Genomic DNA, 17,467 nt, shown 5'->3' with positions numbered 1-17,467 from the left:
TTCAGACGGCCTTATTCTTTAGGGATCAAGCCCAATTAAAATTGATTTTTCAATTCACGCAAGGCAGCGAAGACTTCGAGTTCGCTGTTTAATTTTCGTCCGCTCAATTCTTCGGCGCGTGCCTGAACTTGGGGCAGGTGTACTCGGAAAAACGGATTGACTTTGCGTTCGTGCGCCAGGCTGACAGGCAGTGTCGGCGTGTGTTCGGCAGCGGCCAAGGCCGTCTGAATGTCGGCGTTGTCCGGCTCGATATGCTGGGCAAAGCGCAGATTGGAGGCTGTATATTCGTGCGCCGGATAAAACAGCGTTTCCTCGGGCAGCTGGTTGAATCGGTGGAAGCTGTCGTAAAGCTGCTCGATTGTGCCGGTAAATACGCGGCCACAACCGGCGGAGAACAAGGTATCGCCGCAGAAAACGTGCAGGCCGTCTGAATTTTCCAACAGATAGCTGATGTGGCGGTCGGTATGGCCGGGGGTTGCCCAAACGGTAACCAAGCCTTCGCCAAACGGGAACTGCGTACCTGCGGTAACGGTATGCGTTGCTACGTCGATGTCGCTTTCGCCATAGATCGGGGATTCCAAAAAGCCATGGAACAGGCTTTTTGCGCCGCCGGTATGGTCGGGGTGCGGATGGGTAATCCATGTTTGCGCCAGCATCAGACGGTTGTGGACGAGGAATTTCAAAACGGGCGTGGCATCGGACGGATCGACACAGGCGGCATGGTTGCCTTCTTGAATCATCCAGATGTAGTTGTCGTTTAGGGCTTGGATTGGCGTGATTTTCATATGCTTTCTTCTGGTTAGGGGTTTCAGACGGCCTCTAAATAATCTTTAATATTCGGGCTTTGGCCGAACACGGCTTCATGGGCTTGATGGATGCACAGTCGGTTGAACAGCAATCTTTGGGTTTGGTCGCCGTCGATAATCCGCACTTGGCCTTGCAGTTTGGGCGCGTCGTGATGAAAGGTATTTTTAAACGCGTGCCAACGGTCGGTTTGCAGATGGACGACGGCAAACATATCGTGCGAGATATTAACGCCGACACTGAATAGTTTGGCCGAGGCTTGCAGGCAGAAACTGCTGTCGCCAAACAGGCACAGTCCCGTGTTTTCCGGATAGCGGAACAATTCGATTTTCACGGCTTCGGGTTCGGCAAAAATATTACAAAACAACCGTTCAAACAGCGACGGCTGCGCTACGCCTTCGCTCAACATACCGTAAAGCCCGCCCAGCCAATCGACATAGCCGAGAAAGGTGAAACGGTAGTCCTGCATAATGGCTTCGATGCGCTTGGGGTCGCGTTTGCTGATCAAGCGGACAAATTCAAAACCGACTTCCGGCAGCTGCGCCCGAAGCGTTTGGTGCAGGCGGTGGGCAAACAGGTTTTTATGGTTGTGCGGATTGCGCAGAATGCTGAGGAATTTCAGCCGCAATATCCGCCACAAGGCATCCGGTACCTTGACGGTGTCAGCATTTGCCGTAGTTGTTTTCAGACGGCCTGCAGGTAAGGTGCGCAGGTGGTTGCAGGCCTCTTCGTAGCCGCTTTCATGACGGTTGAACCAGCTTTCCAGATTGTATTGGTTGGCGGAGTCTTCAACAAAGGTCAGCGTATAGAGGTTTTTCGCGGCCAAGTTGCCGATGATGTTGACGCTTATCGCTTCGCTGCGGTTTTGTTCTTTGCCGCGGACTTTTTCGCCAGTATGGAACATTGACAGTGGCAGGCGGTAAACGTTTTGGTTTTGCGGGCTGACCTGCGGATTATGCGCATGTTGCCGCTGCTCGGTTTGGGCGATAAAGTGGTGTTCCTTCGTCGGATTCGCGGTCAACAGGGCGTAAGGCTTTTCTCCGCATTCGGGAAATTCGCAATCGCTGAGGATAAAGGCTTGTCGAGTCATAATGTCGGGAAAGGCCGTCTGAATATGTCGATTATAGCTGATGGGGAGCTAAGGGGGGATTATGATTATACGGAATAATGCTTCTGCTTGCAGAATACGCTAATAGAATGCCGATAATGGGAATCCAAAAAACATTTCACCGCCGTCATTCCCGCACAGGCGGGAATCCAGAAGCTTGGATTTACAGTAATCTTTAAATATTTCTGAAATGAAGAGGTCTGGATTCCCGCCTACGCGGGAATGACGGTAATTGGTTAGTATTCGTATACAAAAGAACGCAAAAAGGTCGTCTGAAAACAAATATAGCGGGGTTCGCTAAATCGTTTTCAGACGACCTTAAATCAACGGACTGTTCAACACTATTTATTCTTCTTTTTGGAAAACGTGGTTGCGGTGATATTCGAAATATTTTTCGCTTTCAGGTTCGATTTTTAATTGCATATCGGGAGAAATTCCAAGACGCTCTTGATTTTCCGGATCGATTTTTGGACTGATTTTTATCGTACCGTCGCTATCAAACGTAATCAGACCGCTATCGAATAATGCGTCGATATGGGGTGCGAGCATCAGACCATTGGAGGGATCTAACCTCTCTTCATTATTGCACTTACTCCAAGGTTTAATATGGCTGGCAATGAGTAAAGACTCGATATCTAGACCTGTCAGTGGACAGCTCGGATACAGGTTGAGTAGTTTTTTCCGGAAACTGCCTTGCCCTTGACGGGCTTTTATTAAGGTTTCGATTTCGGTTCGCTTTTCTGGTTCAATTTCGGATACTAATTGTTCTTTGAGTTTACCGAGATCTTGTTCCAAAGATTGGGTTGAGTTTATTTGAAAATTTGTTGGTTTGTATAATTCAAATATTCCTCCTTTTTTCCACCATAAAAAGTCTTGGTGCATTGATTCGTGATAATGCTTCCTTGAGTTTGAATTGACACTAAGTACATGCAAAGAAGCATGTGTATCATCATTATAGTCAGGAGTAATCTGCCATTGGTTTTTTAGTTCTTCAATCTGTTCATCTACATCTTTTACCTTAAATTGTGTTTTGCCCATATCATGCAGATGTAAGACGATTCTTTTTATAATTTCTATTGTCCCATCAATATGTTCCCCATTGATCCGTGCGGAATATTTTGTTTTTGCCATTTAAGTTTTCCTATCAAAGTCAAGTTTTCTAATTTAATTATTTGGGGTAATGCATCGATTTTCCTATGATCGTCATTCCCGCGCAGGCGGGAATCCAGACCTCTGCATTTCAGAAATATTCAAAGATTACTGTAAATCCAAACTTCTGGATTCCCGCCTGCGCGGGAATGACGGCGGTCGGTTCGGTCTTCATACGCAAAAGAATGAATAAAGGTCGTCTGAAAACAGATATAACAGAATCCGCTAAATCGTTTTCAGACGACCTTTTCTTTAAAGCCGAATCAAATCAGCCTGCCGGTTAACCCAAAGCCTTCCTCGCTCCGGCGAAGAGGCGGTACCAGCCGGACAGTTCTGTCCAGTCTTCCGGTTTCCAGCTCATTTGCGCGGCGCGGTACACGCGTTCGGGGTGGGGCATCATGATGGTAACGCGGCCGTCGGCGTTGGTAACGCCGGCGATGCCTTGCGGCGAGCCGTTGGGGTTGAGCGGGTAAGTTTGGGTAACTTGGTTTTGTCCGTCGACGTATTGCAGCGCGATGCCGAGGCCGTCTGAAATTTTGCCGCCGTGAAGCGCGAAGTCGGCGCGACCTTCGCCGTGGCTGACGACGACGGGCAGGCTGGAGCCTTGCATTCCGTTCAGGATCAGGGAAGCTGATTTGGGGACATGAACCATGCTCAGGCGCGCTTCGAACTGTTCGCTCAGGTTGCGTTTGAACTTCGGCCAGCCTGCCGTGCCGGGGATGATTTCGGCGAGGTTGCTGACCATTTGGCAGCCGTTGCACACGCCCAATGTCAGCGTGTCCGGGTTGGTGAAGAAGGCGGCGAACTGGTCGCGCAAGGCGGGGTGGAACAGGATGGATTTCGCCCAGCCTTCGCCCGCGCCGAGTACGTCGCCGTAGCTGAAGCCGCCGCACGCCGCCAGCATTTTGAAGTCGGCAAGGTGGACGCGGCCTGCCATCAGGTCGGACATATGCACGTCGTAGGCATCGAATCCGGCGCGGGTGAAGGCGGCTGCCATTTCGATTTGCCCGTTCACGCCCTGTTCGCGCAGGATGGCGATTTTGGGTTTCGCGCCGCTGTTGATGAATGGCGCGGCGATGTCTTCTTTTACGTCGAACTTCACGTCGGCAAACAATGCGCTGCGTTCGTTGTCGCCAATCAGGGCAAACTCGCTGTCGGCGCAGGCAGGATTGTCGCGCAGACGTTGAATGGCGTAGCTGGTTTCTTGCCATGCGCGTTGCAGGTCGGCGCGGGTTTGTTCCAACACGATGCCTGCCTGATTGCGGATAACGATTTTTTCGTCAGAACCGATGGTGGCAACGGTATGCAAGGGCAGCGCTGCCGCTTTGAACAAGGCTTCTGCTGCCGCAACATCTTGTTTGGCGATTTGAATCACCGCGCCCAGTTCTTCATTGAACAATGCGCGTATGCTGGCTTCGTTGACGTCGGCTTGGTTGGCAACCAGTGAAGTCAAATCCACATTCAAACCAACCCGCCCCGCAAACGCCATTTCCGCCAGCGTCGCAAACAAACCTCCGTCGCTGCGGTCGTGATACGCCAAAAGTTTGTCTTCGGCGACAAGCTTTTGAATCACGCCGTAGAAGTCTTTCAGACGACCTGTATCGTCCAAATCAGGCGCGTCGCCGCTCATGTTGTTGTACACCTGACCGAACGCCGAGCCGCCCATACGCGCTTTGCCGAAGCCCAAATCGATAAACAGCAATACGCTGTCTTCGATGTTTTTCAATTCGGGCGTAACGGTTTTGCGCACGTCTTGAACCGGCGCAAACGCCGAAATAATCAGGCTCAACGGCGAAACGACGGATTTTTTCTCTTCGCCGTCCTGCCATACGGTTTTCATCGACAGGCTGTCTTTGCCCACCGGAATGCTCAAATCCAATGCCTGACAGGCTTTGGAAACGGCTTCGACGGTGCGGTAGAGTTTTTCGTCTTCGCCTTCGTTGCCGCACGCCGCCATCCAGTTGGCGGAAAGTTTGATGTTGCCGATGTCGCCGATGTTGGCTGCCGCGATGTTGGTGATGGCTTCGCCGACGCACATTCTGCCCGAGGCAGGCGCGTCAAACAGGGCGACGGTCGGTTTTTCGCCCATAGACATCGCTTCGCCGCGATAGGTGTTGAAGCCCATCATGGTCACGGCGCAGTCGGCTACCGGGGTTTGATATTTGCCGACCATTTGGTCGCGGTGCGTCAAACCGCCGACGCTGCGGTCGCCGATGGTAATCAGGAAGTTTTTGGCGGCTACGGCAGGCAGGCGCAAAACGCGGTAGGCGGCTTCGGTGATGTCGATATTGCCCGCGTTAAACGGTTTTTTGGACGGCGCAACCGTTTTGTCGGTACGCGTGGTTTTGGGCGGTTTGCCGAGCAAAACGTTCAGCGGCAAATCGACGGGATTGTTGGAGAATAAATCGTCGCGTACTTTCAAATGGCCGTCGCCGGTCGCCGTGCCGACTACGGCAAACGGGCAGCGTTCGCGTTCGCAGATAGCGCGGAAGGCGTCCAAATCTTTTTCCAAAATCGACAACACATAACGCTCTTGCGATTCGTTGCACCAGATTTGCAAAGGCGTTAAACCGTGTTCTTCCAGCGGCACTTCGCGCAGCTCGAATACCGCGCCGCGTCCGGCATCGTTGACGAGTTCGGGGAAGGCGTTGGACAGGCCGCCCGCGCCCACGTCGTGGATGGAGATAATCGGGTTTTTGTCGCCGAGCTGCCAGCAGCGGTCGATGACTTCCTGTGCGCGGCGTTCGATTTCGGGGTTGCCGCGTTGTACGGAGTTGAAGTCTAAAGACGCATCGTTTGTACCGGTGTTCATGGAAGAAGCCGCGCCGCCGCCCAAGCCGATCAGCATACCCGGGCCGCCCAGTTGGATCAGCAACGCGCCTTCGGGGATTTCGTCTTTATGCGTCTGCTGCGCCTGAATGCTGCCCAAGCCGCCGGCAATCATAATCGGTTTGTGATAGCCGCGGACTTGACCGTCAAACTTCTCTTCAAAAGTGCGGAAGTAACCCAAGAGGTTCGGGCGGCCGAATTCGTTGTTGAACGCCGCGCCGCCGATGGGGCCTTCGATCATGATGTCCAGCGGCGAGGAAATGTGTTCCGGCTTGCCGTAGTCTTGTTCCCACGGCTGTTTGAGGTCGGGGATGTTGAGGTTGGACACGGTAAAGCCGGTCAAGCCCGCTTTTGGACGCGAACCTTTGCCCGTCGCGCCTTCGTCACGGATTTCGCCGCCCGCGCCTGTTGCCGCGCCCGCAAACGGCGCGATGGCGGTCGGATGGTTGTGCGTTTCCACTTTCATGATGATATGCGTGTCTTCCTCGTGGAAACGGTAGCCTTGGTTTTCCGCCGCATCCGGATAGAAACGCTCGACTTTTGCGCCTTCGATCACGGACGAATTGTCTTTATAGGCGACGACCGTGCCTTCGGGATGCGCATTGTGCGTGTCGCGAATCATACCGAAGAGGGATTTCGGCTGTTTTTCGCCGTTGAGGATGAAATCGGCGTTGAAGATTTTGTGGCGGCAGTGTTCGCTGTTTGCCTGCGCGAACATCATCAGTTCAACGTCGGACGGATTGCGCTGCAAAGCCTGATAGTTTTCAACCAGATAATTGATTTCATCGGCAGAAAGCGCCAAACCCATTTCGGTATTGGCTTTGACCAAAGCCTCTTTACCGCCGCCCAAAACATCAACGGTGGAGAAGGTTTCGGATTCGAGATGGTGGAATAATTTGGAGGCCGTCTGAAAATCGGGCAGCACGGATTCGGTCATGCGGTCGTGCAGCAAAGCCGCCCATTGCTGTTTCTGTTCATCATTCAGACGACCTTCGAGCCACACCGCCATGCCGCGTTCGATGCGCTCTATGCCTTCCAAACCGCAGTTTTCCGCGATATTGGTTGCCTTGGAAGCCCACGGCGAAATCGTGCCCAAACGGGGCGTTACCAAAAATAAATGCAAGCCCTCGCGCGCTTTGGGCGTTTGTTCAACGCTTTGCGCTGCCAGTAAGGCTTGCAGTTTTTCGACTGTCGCGGCATCAAGTGTTTTTTCGCTACCGACAAAATACCAAAATTCGCTGCTTAATTTGACTTCGGGCAGGCCGAGGGCGGCTGCTTTTTGGAAGAGTTTTTCAACACGGAAATCGGAAAGGGCGGTTACACCGCGCAAGGGCAGAACAACAGACATGGATTCAGCTCACAAAATGCAGTTGGGGAATTCATTATTATACCTGAAAAATGCAATTTTGCTTGTGAATTTATACTTCAAGTGTTGACAATTTTTGCTTGTAAATTGAAGGGGAATAAGGCAATCGTGCCGACCAGTTTTTTATTTTGTACCTGATTATTAGATTATTTTTGTTTATTTTTGAAGAATCGTGAGAAGTGGGGACGGATAGGCGTAACGATATAAAGTAAAAATTATTTGATTGTTGACTTTGACATTTTGCTGACAATAAGGCCGTCTGAAATCCTGTTTTCAGACGGCCCTGCTTTATCCTTTTCTTTTATTTCCCAACATATCCAGCAATCCTGCCAGATTGCTTTTTCCTTCTTCCTTGCTCACAATCGGCTCGCCGCCTTTGCGGCCAAGGATTTTGATGTCTTCCTGCGGCATTTCGTCTATGAAGCGGCTCGGCTCGGGGAACTGCCATGTGCCTTGCTTTTTGCGTTTGAGGCAGTGGGTCAGTGTAAGCTGACGTTTGGCGCGGGTAATGCCGACGTACATCAGGCGGCGTTCTTCTTCGACGTTGTCTTCTTCGATGCTGTCGTTGTGCGGCAGGATGCCCTCTTCGCAGCCGACGAGGAAAACGTAGGGGTATTCCAAGCCTTTGGAGGCGTGCAGAGTCGAGAGTTTGATGGCATCGACTTCTTCTTCGCTTTTGCCTTCCAAGAGCGTCATTAAGGCGACGGTTTGGGCGAGTTCGATGATGTTTTTGCCGTCTTGTTCGCCTTTGCGCTCCAACCAACCGGTCAGGTCACTAACGTTTCGCCATTTGATTTCGCCGGCTTTGCCTTCTTCGTTGGCAAGCAGGTGGTTTTCGTAGTCGATTTCTTTGAGCAGGCTGTTGATGAGTTCGCCCGCTTCGCTGGTTTCGGCTTTGGCGCGGTAGCTTTCAATCATATCCATGAAGGCTTGCAGGTGTTGGCGGTTGGTGTTGTTCAGCAAAGCAAGGGCTTCTTCGGTTTGTGCGGCTTCATACAGGCTGCATTCGTGTTCGTGCGCGTAGGTGTTAAGTTTGCCTAGCGTCACGTCGCCGATACCGCGTTTGGGCGTGGTCACTGCACGCAGGAAGGCAGGATCGTCGTTAGGATTGGTAAGCAGGCGCAAATAGGACAAAACGTCTTTGATTTCGGCTTTGTCGAAAAAACTCTGTCCGCCGGAGAGTTGGTAGGGAACGCGTGCGCTGCGCAAGGCTTCTTCAAAAATCCGCGCCTGATGGTTGCCGCGGTATAACACGGCGAAATCGGCGTATTGGGTTTTATCGCCGCCGACCAGCTTCTGTTTGACGATTTGGCTGACGACCCAGTCGGCTTCATGTTGTTCGTTTTGGCAGGCAACGACTTTGACGATTTCGCCTTCGCCGAACTGAGACCAAAGTTTTTTGGTGAACAGCTTGGGGTTGTTTTCAATCACTTTGTTGGCGATTTTGAGAATCCGCGCGGTGGAGCGGTAGTTTTGTTCCAGCTTGATGACCTTCATCTGCGGATAGTCTTCCTGCATTTTGCGCAGGTTTTCCATGTTTGCGCCGCGCCATGCGTAGATGGACTGGTCGTCGTCGCCGACGGCGGTAAACATGCCTTCCGCGCCGGTTAAGAGCTTCATCAGCGTAAATTGACAGGTGTTGGTGTCCTGACATTCGTCAACCAACAGATAACGCAGCCGCCGCTGCCATTTGTTGCGCACTTCGCTGTTTTGCTGCAACAGTACGGCGGGCAGGCGGATTAAGTCGTCGAAGTCCACCGCCTGATAGCTTTGCAGGGTTTCCTGATAGCTTGCATACGCGCGCGCGATTTGTTCTTCCCAAGCGTTGGAGGCCGTCTGAAGTACGTCTTCAGGCGTTTTCAAATCGTTTTTCCACAGGGAAATCTGATGCTGCGCTTTGAATAAGGCTTCTTTTCCCGTGCCGCCCAAAAGTTCGCCGATGATTTTCGCGCTGTCGGTGGAATCGAGGATGGAGAAGTTTTTTTTGTAACCGATATGGTTCGCCTCTTCGCGCAGAATCTTCATGCCCAAAGAGTGGAATGTGCAAATCGTCAGCCCGCGTGTTTGCGATTTGGGCAGCATTTTGGCGACGCGCTCCTGCATTTCCGTGGCGGCTTTATTGGTAAAGGTAATCGCGGCGACGGTATGCGGCAGATAGCCGACATTGACAATCAAATGCTTGATTTTTTGCGTAATCACGCCGGTTTTGCCGCTGCCTGCGCCGGCAAGGACGAGCAGGGGGCCGCCTAGATATTTGACCGCGGCTTGCTGTTGGGGGTTGAGTTTCATTGAAGGGGAAGACGGGTAATGTGGGGAGTAATTATACAACAAGGCCGTCTGAAATTTTCAGACGGCCTTGGGCGTTTTTTTAGAGTAAACCTTATGCAAAATATTTCAATTTGCCTTTGAAGTCTTCCAGTTTTTCGTAGCCTTTTTCGCCATGATGTCTTTAAATTCAAGGGAAACCCGTTTAAAAATGTCTACGCCTTGCTGGTGTAGCGCCGTGCCGATCTGCACCATGCTTGCGCCGCACAAGATGTGTTCAAACGCATCACGGCCGCTGTAAACGCCGCCCGTTCCGATGACTTGGATAGGTGGATCCAGTCTTTGATAGAACGCGTGGACATTGGCGAGCGCAGTCGGTTTGATGTATTGGCCGCCAATGCCGCCGAAGCCGTTTTTCGGGCGGATGACGACGGATTCGTCTTCGATATACATGCCATTGCCGATGGAGTTGACACAGTTGACGAATTTTAGGAGATAGCGGTTGAACACTTTCGCCGCTTGATCGAAATGGGCAATATCGAAATACGGCGGCAATTTGATGCCCAAGGGCTTGTCGAAGTAGGTAAAGGCATTATCCAAAATCATCTCGGTGGTTTCAAAGTCGTAGGCGATTTGCGGTTTGCCGGCGACGTTTGGGCAGGAAAGATTGAGTTCGGTAATGCCGTTGAACCCGCTGTTTTGCACTTTTTTTAACAACATATGCGTTTCATCGGGCGACATACCGACCAGCGAGAGGAAAAAAGCACTTTTCGGATGAGTTTCTTGGAGTGAAAGCAGGTAATCTAGATAGTAATCAATACCTTGATTCGGCAAACCCATCGAATTGATGCTGCCGAGAGGGACATCCCGATAACGCGGTTCGGGGTTGCCTTGACGCGGGGTAAGCGTTGCGGTCTTGGTAACGAAAGTGCCTGCCGAAGACTGTCTGACTTCTTCTAATTCCTCAACAGTCATACATGACACACCGGCCGCGTTCATCAGGCAGTTGTCAAAAGAAAAACCGGCGATTTGGGTTTTCAACGATACCATCTCCTGCTCCTTTTCTTCGTAAAATCAAATTGTTTGCCAAGCGTAACACGAAGAGGCGGTACGATTTTTAACAAACATTAAATGACAAAGCATGTAGGTGGATGTTGTTTTCAATATTGAAAAAAGGCCGTCTGAAAAACTCAAACTGTCTTTCAGACGGCCTTCACTATATAGCATCAATTAAGAACAAAAGCTGTCGGCTGATTTGGATATTGGGTTTTGAAATCAGGCCAACCATTCGGCCAAGGCTGCTTCAAAACGTTTCAAGCCTTCGGCCATGTCTTCATCGTTCAGCAGTAGGCTGGGGGCAAAGCGCACCACATTGGCGCCGGCAACCGGTACCATCAGGCCGTGTTTTAAAGCGGCGGCGGTGATTTCCGAAGCCTTGCCTTCGTATTTGTCCGCCAACACGCAGCCGAGCAGCAAGCCCATGCCGCGGACTTCTTTAAATACGCCAGTTTTTTCGCCCAATTCACGCAATGCCGTCTGAAGTTTATGGCCTTGTTGTTTAACGTGCGCCAATGTTTCGGGGGCATTGATGATGTCGAATGCACGGTTGCCGACCGCGCACGCCATTGGGTTGCCGCCGAAGGTCGAGCCATGTGTTCCAGGGCCGAAGGTTGGGGCGATTTTATCGGTTGTCAGAATTGCGCCAATCGGGAAGCCGCCCCCCAAGGCTTTGGCGGAGCTGAGAATATCGGGTGTTACGCCGTAATGCTCGTAGGCAAACAGTTTGCCCGTATGCCCCATGCCGGTTTGCACTTCGTCCAAAATCAGCAAAGCGCCGTGTTTGTCGCACAAACGGCGTGCGGCTTGAAGATATTCTTGGGTGGCAGGCAGGATGCCGCTTTCGCCTTGAATCGGCTCGATAATCACGGCGCAGGTTTTGTCGCTGATGGTTGCTTCCAATGCGGCAACATCATTGAAGGGAACGTGGGTAATGCCGGCCGGCAGCGGCGCGTAGTCTTTGCTGTATTTGGGCTGGCCGCCGATGGATACGGTAAACAGGGTACGGCCGTGGAAGCTGTTGAGGCAGGAGATGATTTCGGTTTTGTGTTCGTCAAAATGATCGCGGCCATATTTGCGCGCCAGTTTCAGCGCGGCTTCATTGGCTTCTGCGCCGGAATTGCAGAAAAACACTTTGTCGGCAAAGGTGTTTTCGACCAATTTCTTGGCCAATTCTTGCGCCGATTGGGTGGTATAGATATTAGAAATGTGCCAGAGTTTTTGCGACTGCTCGGCCAAGGCTGCGACTAAATCGGGATGGCAATGGCCCAGCGCGTTCACAGCAATACCGCCTGACAGGTCAATGTATTCTCGCCCTTCGATATCCCAAACCCGGCTGCCGAGCGCGCGTTCCGGAATCATGGGGGCGAATGAGAAATTGGGTGTCAGGTAGTTTTGCATGTTCTTTTCCTTTTGATATTGTCAACAATCTCTTGAATTATGCGCCTATTGGTTGAGAGATTCAATATGGCAATCAGGCCGTCTGAAAACTGGCTTTCAGACGGCCTGATGCTTATTTATGCTTGATTTCCCAGCATTGATGGATTTTTTTGTTGCGGAAATCGTCGGGAACGGACTGTTTGGAAATGTCTTTGACGGCGTATTGTGCCGATACCAAATCGTCCAACACAAAGCTGCGCAGGTTGTTGGAGAAATACAGAATGCCGTCTGAAGCGAGCAGGCTCATTGCGCCGTCAATCAGCTTTTTATGGTCGCGCTGGATGTCGAGGATGTCGAGCATCTTTTTGCTGTTGGAAAAGCTGGGCGGATCCATGACAATCAGGTCAAACTTTTTGCCTTCGTCTGCGGCATTTTGCAGGTATTGGAACACATCGGCGCGGACGATTTTGTGTTGTTCGGGGTTGATGCCGTTGAGTTCGAAATTGCGTTTTGCCCAATCGAGATAAGTGTTGGATAAATCGACGGTTTCGCTGGATGCCGCGCCGCCGGTGGCTGCATAGACGGTGAAGCTGCCGGTGTAGGAAAACAGGTTTAGGAAGCGTTTGCCCGCTGCGGTTTCGCCGACTTTTTTACGCGTGTTGCGGTGGTCGAGAAAAAGGCCGGTGTCGAGGTATTTGTCGAGGTTGACCCAAAACTTGCGGCCGTTTTCAGTGATGACGAAATCGTCGCCGGTTTTGCCGGTTTTTTCGTATTGCTGCAGGCCTTTTTGACGTTCACGGCGCTTGAGGTGGATTTGTTCGGGCGCAAAACCGGTCACAAAACCGATGGCTTCCAATACATCCTCAAGCCATGCTTCGTATTCTTCGGGCTGCATCAGCCAGCCGGTATCGTATTCCTGAAGATGGATTTGGTCGCCGTAAACATCGACGGCAAAGGGAAATTGGGGAATATCGCGGTCGTAAATGCGCCAGGCTTCGATATTGTTGCGTTTTGCCCATTTCATAAGATGTTTGATGTTTTTGCCCATGCGGTTGGCGAAGGGTGTGATGTCGGTCATGGTTTCAGACGGCCTGAATAAGTATTGGGAAGGGTTTGAATTTTAACGCACTTGATGCCTTTTTGCTTGACCGTTATCCATAAAATCGATATTATCCGCCGTTCACCTTTTTATACGAAGCCATCGTCTTCCAACCTAAACCGCCGTTTCGGGCGCGTTTCTTTTATTGCTTGCATATTTGCAAAGCCTTTTCTGTGCAGGTTGTCGTCGATGTTAACCACAAGCAAGATGCTTGCAACAACCCTGTAACTTCACATTTCCCGTATCGTTACTTTCCTTTGCTTCAGGTCGTCTGAAATTGTTCAGACGTGCGCGTTGTTGTCTTTTTAGGATAGCCATGTCTATTAAATTTGCCGATTTGAACCTTGATAAAAACATTTTGTCTGCCGTAAGCAGCGAGGGTTATGAAAGCCCGACGCCGATTCAGGCACAAGCGATTCCGTTTGCTTTGGATGGCCGCGACATTATGGCTTCGGCACAAACCGGTTCAGGCAAAACCGCAGCATTCCTGCTGCCGACTTTGCAAAAACTGACCAAACGCAGCGAAAAACCGGGCAAAGGCCCGCGCGCGTTGGTGTTGACGCCGACCCGCGAATTGGCGGCGCAAGTCGAGAAAAACGCGCTGGCGTATGCCAAAAATATGCGCTGGTTCCGCACCGTCAGCATCGTCGGCGGCGCATCGTTCGGCTACCAAACCCGTGCTTTGAGCAAACCGGTTGACCTGATTGTCGCTACTCCGGGTCGTCTGATGGACTTGATGCAGAGCGGTAAAGTTGATTTTGAACGTTTGGAAGTGCTGATTCTGGACGAAGCCGACCGTATGTTGGACATGGGCTTTATCGACGACATCGAAACCATCGTTGAAGCGACGCCTAGCGATCGTCAGACTTTGTTGTTCTCCGCCACTTGGGACGGCGCAGTGGGCAAACTGGCGCGCAAACTGACCAAAGACCCTGAAACCATCGAAGTTGAGCGTGTGGACGATCAAGGCAAAATTGAAGAGCAGCTGTTGTACTGTGATGATATGCGCCATAAAAACCGCCTGCTCGACCACATCCTGCGCGATGCCAATATCGATCAATGCGTGATCTTCACATCCACTAAAGCCATGACCGAAGTCATTGCGGATGAATTGTACGAAAAAGGTTTTGCCGCCAACTGCCTTCACGGCGATATGCCGCAAGGCTGGCGTAATCGTACGCTGATGGACTTGCGCAAAGGCCGCTGCAAAATTTTGGTTGCCACCGACGTTGCCGCACGCGGTATCGACGTGCCGACCATTACCCACGTTATCAACTACGACCTGCCGAAACAGGCAGAAGACTACGTCCACCGCATCGGCCGTACCGGACGGGCAGGGCGCACGGGTATTGCGATTACCTTCGCTGAAGTGAACGAATACGTCAAAGTACACAAAATTGAAAAATACATCGGCCGTAAATTGCCTGAGCTGACCATCGAAGGCATGGAGCCGACACGCAAACGCAAATCTGCCGGTGGCAAACCGAAAGGTAAAGGCGGCTGGGGCGATCGTAAATCCGGCGGCTGGCGCGGCGATAAGAAACCGGCTAAAGAAGGCTTCGGCGGCAAATCACGCGGCGAAGGTCATAAAAAAGACGGTTTCAAGAAAGATGGCTTTAAGAAAGACGGTTTCAAGAAGTCTGACGGTTTCAAAAAAGGCGGCGAAGGCTTTAAAGGCAAGCGCAAGTCTAACGACAGCTTTGGCGGCAAACATAAAAAAGGTTGATTGCTTCAATCTAAGGCCGTCTGAAATAAGACGATAAAACGAAAGGGCGTGTGAAGACACGCTCTTTTTTATGGTTTCAAGTTTTCGTATAGAAAAAAGCGTGGGATTGATCCCACGCTTTTTTCAGACGGCCTCTTACAAAGCAGCCAATACGGCATCGCCCATTTCGGAGCAGGAAACCAGTTTGGTACCCTCTTCGTAAATGTCGCCGGTACGCAAGCCTTGTTGCAGTACTTTTTGTACGGCGTTTTCAACTTGTTGCGTGCGGGCTTCGTCGTTCAGGCTGTAACGCAGCAGCATGGCAAGGGAGAGGATGGTGGCCAGCGGGTTGGCTTTGTTTTGTCCGGCGATGTCGGGGGCAGAGCCGTGTGACGGTTCGTACAGACCTTTGCCGTTTTCGTCCAACGAGGCGGAGGGCAGCATGCCGATGGAGCCGGTCAGCATGGAGGCTTCGTCGGAGAGGATGTCGCCGAAGATGTTGCCGGTGGCAATCACGTCAAATTGTTTGGGCGCGCGTACCAACTGCATGGCGGCATTGTCGACGTACATATGGGAAAGCTCGACATCAGAGTATTCTTTGCCGACTTCTTCAAAGATTTCGCGCCACAGTTCGGTGGTTTCCAAAACGTTGGCTTTGCCTACAGAGCAGACTTTTTTGCTGCGTTTTTGGGCGGATTGGAAGGCAACGTGGGCAATACGGCGGATTTCGCTTTCGCTGTATTTCATGGTGTTGTAGCCTTCGCGTTCGCCGTTTTCCAAAACACGGATGCCGCGCGGTTCGCCAAAGTAAATATCGCCGGTGAGTTCGCGTACGATAAGGATGTCAAGGCCGGCTACAATTTCGGGTTTCAAAGTAGAAGCATTGGCCAGCTCTTTATACAAAATAGCAGGGCGTAAATTGGCAAAAAGATTCAAGTCTTTACGAATAGCCAACAAGCCGCGTTCAGGGCGCAGCGGACGATCGAGATTGTCGTATTGAGGAGAACCAACTGCACCAAGCAGGACCGCATCGGCTTTACGGCAAAGGTTTTGCGTGAATTCTGGATAAGGATGGCCGTATTCGTCATAGGCTTCGCCGCCCAAAGGCGCGTATTCGTAGCTGACATCCAAACCTTGTTCGATAAGTTTGTCGAGTACGCGGACGGTTTCTGCAACGATTTCAGGGCCGATGCCGTCGCCGCGCAAGATAGCGATATGTTTGGTCATTTCGGGTTTCCTTATGGGAAGGTTTTAGGTAAAGGGCAGGTCGTCTGTTTTTCAGACGGCCTTAAATCAATTTGCTCTGAAAACGCTGATTGTACCATTATGGTACTGGTAAAGCTGGGTAGAAATCGCGTAGGCAGATTCTTCAAATGCCTGCAGGGCGATATTCGCCATCGCCTGCAAAGCCTCTTCATCGGACGGGCTGCAAACGAGCAGGGCGTTGCGTGCCGGGACTGCAAAAACAGGATTGGCAGGCAGCATAGGATCGTCTCTAAGTACTTCGTCCAAAAGCAAAATCAGGGAAGCATCATAGTCGTTGTCCAAATGGATTTGAGCCAATGACCAACCTTCGGCATGATGAATTTGGACACGTCCATTCATCCGTTGGCGCAAATTATCCATTGCGGTACGATACAAGGCGTCTTCATCTTCAATACCGGTCTCTTCCATATGCTCACGATTGAGCGTATGCATGGATTCTTCCGTATCCACCATATAAAGCAACATGATATCGCCTGCAATCGGTTTATATACCAGGTAATCGGCAGGTTCGGCTTCGTCCGTATTTGTAATCAGTCTGGCGTTTTCCAAATAAATCGTATTTTTAATCGTCGGAAGAATTTGTTGTGCTGAAACACTGGCATCAGTGTCTTGAATCTTATAGATAACCGCTAAATTGGCTGCAACAATAGCCTCCAAGGCCTCGGGATTTTGCAGATAACTTGTGTAATGGTTGCTCAAATATGTGCTGAATGATGCTTCATCGTCTTTGGAAAAATGGACAATAATCGGCGAAGACGCAATAGTTTCGCCCCAGTCGATTTTTGCCTCAAGATGCAATTCTTCTTGAATGCGACGGGCAAAGTATTCGACAAATTCCTGCCAAGTCATTAATTTAGGTTTGGAGCGGAACAACCTGCTGAAAAAAGACATATTGTGTCCTGAATAAGGGGATAAGGCCGTCTGAAAAATTATAGACGTTCGGTTTCAGCACGGATTTTAAAAACAACTTTGCGTATGTTCGGTCTGTCACCAACCAATGGGGCATGCGCATCATTCGGGAAGAATAGCGCAAATTCGCCGGGCTCCAAGGTCAGCCAAGTTTCTGGCTCACAGTCGAAAAACTCGATATCGCGCTTTTCGTTGTAGCCTAAACCGTTTTTCAGACGGCCTCTGTCTATCCAGCCATATGTTTCGCTGCCATCAATCGGCGTTTGAATATCAATATGTTTTAAGTGCGCTTCAGGCTGGGCTTCCCTCTGCGTCCTCATCGGCTCGCTGCCGATAAAAATACGGATATTGGGATTCTCACATGGCACTTGGCCGTCCGGCAGCTTGGCAAAATCTAAGGTCTGCAACAGATGGAAGGCTTCGGCAAAGTCGGGATGCAAGGCAGCGTAGCGGGTGGCATTGCTTATGGTGTCGGTAATCATAATATATTTGTGTAGATTAAAGGCCGTCTGAAACACTTAAATTTTTCAG

The 17,467-nt window shown here is 51.0% G+C and carries 12 protein-coding genes and 1 pseudogene; 2 read left to right on the top strand and 11 right to left on the bottom strand.

Going from position 1 to position 17,467, the window contains the following annotated elements:
* Positions 1-35: 35 nt before the first annotated feature.
* From gloB to ACTHTQ_RS01930, 3 genes are all read right to left on the bottom strand, one after another.
* Complete coding sequence (gene gloB, locus ACTHTQ_RS01940) at positions 36-785, bottom strand: hydroxyacylglutathione hydrolase (RefSeq protein WP_107791879.1); 750 nt, start codon at positions 783-785, stop codon at positions 36-38.
* Between the two features lie 23 nt (positions 786-808).
* Complete coding sequence (locus ACTHTQ_RS01935; protein ID WP_308111681.1) at positions 809-1,894, bottom strand: hypothetical protein; 1,086 nt, start codon at positions 1,892-1,894, stop codon at positions 809-811.
* Positions 1,895-2,257: 363 nt separating this feature from the next.
* The gene (locus ACTHTQ_RS01930) at positions 2,258-3,043 is read right to left on the bottom strand and encodes an HNH endonuclease (protein ID WP_440362923.1); all 786 of its coding nucleotides are present in this window, start codon (positions 3,041-3,043) and stop codon (positions 2,258-2,260) included.
* 65 nt (positions 3,044-3,108) lie between these two features.
* Between ACTHTQ_RS01930 and ACTHTQ_RS01925 the strand changes: the two genes are divergently transcribed.
* A complete protein-coding gene (locus ACTHTQ_RS01925; protein ID WP_308888250.1) occupies positions 3,109-3,345 on the top strand; it encodes a hypothetical protein in 237 nt (78 codons plus the stop codon).
* On the opposite strand, the gene purL is transcribed toward ACTHTQ_RS01925, so the two are convergent.
* From purL to ACTHTQ_RS01900, 5 genes and pseudogenes are all read right to left on the bottom strand, one after another.
* Positions 3,342-7,238, bottom strand: coding sequence for a phosphoribosylformylglycinamidine synthase (gene purL / locus ACTHTQ_RS01920; RefSeq protein ID WP_440362922.1), 3,897 nt, complete (start codon positions 7,236-7,238; stop codon positions 3,342-3,344). The genes ACTHTQ_RS01925 and purL overlap by 4 nt on opposite strands.
* A gap of 306 nt (positions 7,239-7,544) precedes the next feature.
* Positions 7,545-9,545 carry a DNA helicase Rep gene (gene rep / locus ACTHTQ_RS01915; RefSeq protein ID WP_440362921.1) on the bottom strand — a complete coding sequence of 667 codons (2,001 nt, stop codon included), beginning with the start codon at positions 9,543-9,545 and terminating at the stop codon, positions 7,545-7,547.
* A 91-nt stretch (positions 9,546-9,636) separates the two neighbouring features.
* Positions 9,637-10,571, bottom strand: a pseudogene (locus ACTHTQ_RS01910) (dihydroorotate oxidase).
* Positions 10,572-10,796: 225 nt separating this feature from the next.
* The gene (locus ACTHTQ_RS01905; protein WP_440362920.1) at positions 10,797-11,978 is read right to left on the bottom strand and encodes an acetylornithine/succinyldiaminopimelate transaminase; all 1,182 of its coding nucleotides are present in this window, start codon (positions 11,976-11,978) and stop codon (positions 10,797-10,799) included.
* Between the two features lie 112 nt (positions 11,979-12,090).
* Positions 12,091-13,035: a class I SAM-dependent methyltransferase gene (locus tag ACTHTQ_RS01900; RefSeq protein WP_440362919.1), complete on the bottom strand. Its 945-nt coding sequence runs from the start codon at positions 13,033-13,035 to the stop codon at positions 12,091-12,093.
* A 337-nt stretch (positions 13,036-13,372) separates the two neighbouring features.
* Between ACTHTQ_RS01900 and ACTHTQ_RS01895 the strand changes: the two genes are divergently transcribed.
* Positions 13,373-14,782 carry a DEAD/DEAH box helicase gene (locus tag ACTHTQ_RS01895; protein ID WP_440362918.1) on the top strand — a complete coding sequence of 470 codons (1,410 nt, stop codon included), beginning with the start codon at positions 13,373-13,375 and terminating at the stop codon, positions 14,780-14,782.
* A 135-nt stretch (positions 14,783-14,917) separates the two neighbouring features.
* On the opposite strand, the gene leuB is transcribed toward ACTHTQ_RS01895, so the two are convergent.
* From leuB to ACTHTQ_RS01880, 3 genes are all read right to left on the bottom strand, one after another.
* Positions 14,918-15,988: a 3-isopropylmalate dehydrogenase gene (gene leuB / locus ACTHTQ_RS01890; protein ID WP_440362917.1), complete on the bottom strand. Its 1,071-nt coding sequence runs from the start codon at positions 15,986-15,988 to the stop codon at positions 14,918-14,920.
* 66 nt (positions 15,989-16,054) lie between these two features.
* Complete coding sequence (locus ACTHTQ_RS01885; protein ID WP_440362916.1) at positions 16,055-16,918, bottom strand: DUF1444 family protein; 864 nt, start codon at positions 16,916-16,918, stop codon at positions 16,055-16,057.
* Positions 16,919-16,956: 38 nt separating this feature from the next.
* The gene (locus ACTHTQ_RS01880; RefSeq protein ID WP_440362915.1) at positions 16,957-17,418 is read right to left on the bottom strand and encodes a YhcH/YjgK/YiaL family protein; all 462 of its coding nucleotides are present in this window, start codon (positions 17,416-17,418) and stop codon (positions 16,957-16,959) included.
* Between the last annotated feature and the right edge of the window lie 49 nt (positions 17,419-17,467).

The sequence above is a fragment of the Neisseria sp. P0020.S003 genome (assembly GCF_051957095.1).
GTDB classification, from domain to species: Bacteria; Pseudomonadota; Gammaproteobacteria; order Burkholderiales; family Neisseriaceae; genus Neisseria; species Neisseria subflava.
Note: the sequence above shows the minus strand (reverse complement) of the source record. Positions and strands in the feature narration are given on the sequence as shown.